This is a genomic window from Actinoplanes sp. NBRC 103695 (genome assembly GCF_030269485.1).
In the GTDB taxonomy this organism is placed as follows: Bacteria; Actinomycetota; Actinomycetes; order Mycobacteriales; family Micromonosporaceae; genus Actinoplanes.
The window spans coordinates 308,989-313,782 of the sequence record NZ_BSTL01000003.1 but is presented as its reverse complement, the minus strand read 5'-3'; the positions used below and the strand labels follow the sequence as shown (position 1 = coordinate 313,782).

At 70.6% G+C, this 4,794-nt stretch carries 1 protein-coding gene; it reads left to right on the top strand.

Annotation, left to right across the window (positions count from 1 at the left end):
* The first annotated feature begins 201 nt into the window (after nucleotides 1-201).
* Complete coding sequence (locus tag QSK31_RS06175) at nucleotides 202-4,794, top strand: non-ribosomal peptide synthetase (RefSeq protein ID WP_285681841.1); 4,593 nt, start codon at nucleotides 202-204, stop codon at nucleotides 4,792-4,794.

Genomic DNA, 4,794 nt, shown 5'->3' with positions numbered 1-4,794 from the left:
GGAAACACCTTTCGGCGAAATGCGCTATCCACGATCCGATTCGGACGATAGCAGGCGCGCTTCGGCGTTCGCCATACCGTGCGACCCCCTAGGTTGATCACCCCCCTAGGCCCGGCTGAGCAGGCCGGGAACCTAGGGGGTTGCGTCGGATGCGACCCCGGTGTCTGCTGACATTCGGGATGCAGAAATCCGGAGAGGTGAATGGCTTCTAATAGTCCCCACCCCAGGCCAGATAAATCGAGATTCGCGGTTTCGCGGGCGGAGCGGCAGCGCCGCCGGCCCGCGCGGAACAGCATCCCGCCCGCGGATCGGACCGGACCGCTACCGGCGTCCTTCGCGCAGCAACGTCTGTGGCTCATGCAGCAGCTCGCGCCCGACAGCAACGCCTACAACCTGCCGCTGGTACACCGGCTCCGGGGCGCCCTCGACAGCACGGTCCTGGAACGGGCGCTCGGCCTGGTCGCCGGCCGGCACGAGGCGCTGCGGACCGTCTTCGACGCGGAGGACGGCGAGCCGCGCCAGCGGATCCGGCCCACCGGGACGGTGCGCCTGCGCCGGTGCGACGCCAGGGACGAGAACCACGCCGCGGAGCTGGTCCGGCGCGAGACGGCGGAACCCTTCGACCTGCACGCCGGTCCGGTGCTGAGAGCACTGCTGGTCCGGCTCGCGGACGACGATCACGTGCTGGCTCTCACGGTGCATCATGTGGCCGGCGACGGCTGGTCCCTGGCCATCCTGCAGATCGAGTTGTCGGCCCGGTACGCCGCCCTGCTGCACGGCACGCCGGCCGATCTGCCCGAACTCGCCGTGCAGTACGCCGACTTCGCCCAGTGGGAGCGGCGCGAACTGTCCGGCGCCGAACTGGAGAAGCGGCTGTCCTACTGGCAGGAGAACCTCCGGGACGCCCCGACGGTGCTCGCGCTGCCGACCGACCGGCCGCGACCGGCCACCGGCGGTTCGGATGCCGGCATGGCGCCCTGGACCCCGCCGACGGAGCTGGTGGCCGCGGCCAGGGCCCTGAGCCGGTCGACGGGCGCCACGCTGTTCATGACGCTGCTGGCGGCCTTCCAGGTGGTGCTGTCGCGCCACACGCGCAGCGACGACGTCCTGGTCGGCACCCCGATCGCCAACCGCAACCGCGCGGAGGTGGAGGGGCTGGTCGGCATGTTCGTCAACACCGTGGTGCTGCGCGGCGACCTGTCGGGCGATCCCAGCTTCCGTGAGCTGCTCCTGCGCACCCGGGCGAACACCACGGCGTCGCTGGCGCACGCCGATCTGCCGTTCGACCTGCTCGTCGAGCGGATCGCACCGCGGCGGGACCTGTCGATCAACCCGGTCGTGCAGGTGCTCTTCCAGTTGCTGCCGCAGTTGCCGAACCCGGTCACGCTTCCGGGCGTCACGGCGGAACCGTTCGACACGAATCAGTTCTTCACCCGGATGGACCTGGAGTTCCATGTCTTCGAGGACGCCGCCGCCGACATTCTGACCGGTCATGTCTGGTACCGCCGGGAACTGTTCGACGAAAGCAGCATGAAACATTTGCTGAATCAGGTGACGGCGGTTCTCCGGGGCGCGGTCGACCATCCGGACGATCCGATTTCCACGATTTCTCTCCTGCCCGGTTCCGGCACCGGACTGACCCGGGTGGAATCGAATGAAACGGATCGTGTTCTGCCGGTTCATTCGTTGCCGGAATTGCTGGAATCGGCGGCGGCCCGGACGCCGGAGGCGATCGCCGTCGTCGACGATCGGGAGTCGCTGACCTATGCCGAGCTCGGTCGGCGGGCCAACCGGCTCGCGCACCTGTTGTGCGCCCGAGGCGTACGGCCCGGGGCCCTCGTCGGTCTGTGCGTCGACCGTGGCGCCGACCTGATCGTGGGCATCCTCGCCATCCTCAAGGCGGGCGCGGCCTACGTACCCCTCGATCCCGAACACCCCCTCGAACGCACCCGTTTCGTCCTCGACGACGCCGGCATCGGTGCGGTCGTCACCCAGCGCGGCTACCGATCCCGGTTCTCCGAGGTCCGCGACGTCGTCCACCCGGACGATCCCGGCCTCGACGACCAGCCCGACAGCGCGCCCGACGTGGTGCTGGACCGGGACAGCCTGGCGTACGCGATCTACACCTCCGGGTCCACGGGCCGCCCCAAGGCCGTCCTCATGCCGGGCATCTGCGTCGTCAATCTGCTGCTGTGGCAGGAACACACGATGGGCCGCGAGGAGAACAGCCGCACCGCCCAGTTCATCACCGCGACCTTCGACTACTCCGTTCAGGAGATCTTCTCCGCGCTGCTCGGCGGCACGCTGGTCATTCCCCCCGACGACGTCCGGCTCGACCCCGCCCGGCTGGCCCGGTGGATCGACGACAGCCGGATAACCCGCGTCTACGCGCCGACCACGGTGCTGCGCGCGGTGCTCGAGCACGTCGACCCGTACGGTAGTGGCCTGTCGACGCTGCGCCACCTCTGCCAGGGCGGCGAGCCGCTCGTCCTGGACGGCAGGCTGCGCGAGGTGTGCCGGCACCGCCCCCGGCTGCGCGTGCACAACCACTACGGCCCGGCGGAGACCCAGCTGGTGACCGGCTACACGCTGCCCGAGGACGTCGCGAGCTGGCCGGCCACCGCCCCGATCGGGAAGCCGATCGACAACACGCGCATCCACCTGCTCGACGACGCGCTGCGTCCGGTTCCCGACGGCGTACCCGGGCAGATCTGCATCTCCGGAATCGGCCTCGCCCGCGGCTACCTGGCCCGGCCGGAACTGACCGAGCAGCGGTTCATCACCGAGGGAACCGGCGCCGAACGGCGGATGTATCTCTCCGGCGACCTCGCCCGGCGGCTGCCCGACGGGAACCTCGACTTCCTCGGCCGGATCGACAACCAGGTCAAGATCCGCGGCATCCGCATCGAGCTCGGCGAGATCGAGGCGGTGCTGGCCGGCCACGCCGCCGTCACCCAGGCCGCGGTCGCCGTCCGGGACGACGACCGGGGTGAGAAGCGGCTGGTCGCCTACGTGGTGAGCGCGGGAAACCCCGGGACGCTCGCCGTCGAGCTGCGCGAGCACGTCGAGGCGTTGCTGCCCTCCTACATGGTGCCGTCCGCGTTCCTGGTCCTGGCCGAGCTGCCGCTGACGACCAGCGGAAAGACCGATCGGCGGGCGCTACCCGCCCCGGAGACGTGGTCGACGGCCTCGTCCACCCCGGTCGCCCCGCGCGACGAGACGGAGGCCACCGTCTGCGGGATCTACGCGGACGTGCTCGGCGTGCGGGACGTGGGCGTACACGACGACTTCTTCGCTCTCGGCGGCCATTCCCTGCTCGCCTCCCGCGTCGTGTCGCGCATCCGCGGCGTCCTCGGCCGCGAACTGCCGTTGCGTACCCTGTTCGACGCGCGGACGCCGGCCCGGATCGCCGAGGCGCTCGGTTCCCTGCCGGCCGGTGACGTGCCCCCGATCGTGCCGCGTTCGCGCACCACGCCGGCCCCGATCTCGCTGGCCCAGCAGCAGATGCTCACCAGCCGCGATTCGCTGCTCGATCAGCGGGTCTTTCCCGTCTGCCCGTACGGATTCCGGCTGCGCGGCCCCGTCGACCACGCCGCCGTCGATGCGGCGCTGACCCGCATCGTCGCGCGGCACGAACCACTGCGAACCGGCTTCCGAGACGACGGCCAGGGACTCCAGCAGGTCGTCCGGGAACCCGCACCGGTGACGGCGCACCGTATCGACCTCACCGGCAGCGACGCGGCCACGCGTGAGACCACCGCCGCCGGCCTCGTCCGCGACCACCTCGAGCGCCCCTTCGATCTGGTCGACGGCGTTCTGCTCCGGGCCGTGCTGGTGCGGCTGGCCGAGGACGACCACATCCTCCTGCTGGTTCTGCACCACGTCGCCGGCGACGGCTGGTCCTTCGACGTCCTCGTCCGCGAATTCTCGGCCCTCTACACCGAACTCGCCGGTGGTCCCCCGGCCGCGCTGCCGGACGTGCCCACGACATACACGGACTTCGCCCAGTGGGAACACGATCTGCTGTCCGGATCCGTGCGCGCGGACCACGAGAAACACTGGCGTGAGCACCTCGCCGGCGCGGCCGCCCTGGAACTGCCCACCGACCGGCCCCGGAAGGCCGCGGCGGCGACCGGCGGCTCGCTCGCCTGGACGATCTCAGCCGAGATGACCTCGGCGGCACGCCGGATCGCGCGGGCCGAAGGCGTCACGTTGTACGAGACCATGCTGGGCGCGTTCATGATTGCCGCGGCGGGCCTCTCCGGCCGGGACGACATCCTGGTGACCACGCCGTTCGCCAACCGCGGCCGGCCCGAGACCGACAACCTGATCGGCTTCTTCGCGAAGATCGCCGCGCTACGGGTCGGCCTCTCCGACGATCCGACGATCCGCGACGTCCTGCGACGCGTCCAGGCGGCGATGCTGGGCGCCCACGCCCACCAGGACCTCCCGTACGCCGCGATGCAGGCCACCACGCCCGGCCTTCCGCCGCCGCTGGTGCAGTTCCAGCTGATCAGCTCGCTGGCCGCCGACCTCGTCCTCCCCGGCGTCGCCAGCGAACGTTTCTGGACGGTCGACGCCAACCTCGCGCTCCCGGAGGGCGAGATCGCGATCTGGCTCTTCGACGACGACAGCGCCCTGCACGGCACCGTCGCCTTCGACGGATCCCTGTTCGATCCGGCCACGATCCGGGGTCTGCTCGCCGCGGTGGAGTCCGCTCTGCGCGTGGTCTCCAGCACCCCCTCGATACGCGTATCCGAGGCATCCGCAGCAATCCGCCACGCGAGGAGCTAG